This is a genomic window from Blastomonas sp. UPD001, assembly GCF_003426715.1.
Lineage (GTDB): Bacteria > Pseudomonadota > Alphaproteobacteria > Sphingomonadales > Sphingomonadaceae > Blastomonas.
The window spans coordinates 1-601 of sequence record NZ_QKVT01000132.1; the positions used below are offsets into that span (position 1 = coordinate 1).

1 protein-coding gene is annotated in these 601 nt (G+C 63.9%); it reads left to right on the top strand.

Annotation, left to right across the window (positions count from 1 at the left end):
- Positions 1 to 66 precede the first annotated feature (66 nt).
- The gene (locus DM995_RS19575; RefSeq protein WP_116970753.1) at positions 67 to 570 is read left to right on the top strand and encodes an ArdC-like ssDNA-binding domain-containing protein; all 504 of its coding nucleotides are present in this window, start codon (positions 67 to 69) and stop codon (positions 568 to 570) included.
- Positions 571 to 601 lie beyond the last annotated feature (31 nt).

Genomic DNA, 601 nt, shown 5'->3' on the forward strand with positions numbered 1-601 from the left:
CGCCGGGTCGGCAGGGGTCATGCGCGGCGCATGACCCGCTGCGCGGATCAGGAAGGAGCAAAGATCATGACCAAGACCGCCACCATCGACCCGCATAGCCGGATCACCGACCGCATCATCGCCCAATTGGAGCAGGGCATCCGCCCTTGGGCCAAACCATGGAGCATCGACAGGCTCGGCGGGCGTGTGACCCGTCCGTTGCGTGCTACCGGCGAACCCTATCGCGGGATCAACGTCCTGCTGCTGTGGCTGGAGGCCATCGCCTCCGGCTATGCCAGCCCCACATGGATGACCTACCGACAGGCACAGGCACTTGGGGCACAGGTGCGCAAGGGCGAGAAGGGCGCGCCGATCGTCTATTACGGCAGCAGCAGCAAAACCCGCACCGATGAGCAGAGCGGCGAAGAGCGCGAGGAAGGTTTTCGCTTCCTGAAGTCCTACACCGTGTTCAATGCGGAGCAGATCGAGGGCTTGCCCGAGCGCTTTGCCACGATCGAGGCCGCTACACCCGTTCTCTCTGGCATCGAGCGCGATGAGCGCGCCGAGGCTGCTGCGCGACAATCAGGATGAGAACCGCGCGACAATCTAGTTGAGAATGGCG

What these genes read in the sequence shown, in the direction of transcription:
- DM995_RS19575 (WP_116970753.1), top strand. Translation starts at nt 67, where the DNA reads ATGACCAAGACCGCCACCATCGACCCGCATAGCCGGATCACCGACCGC.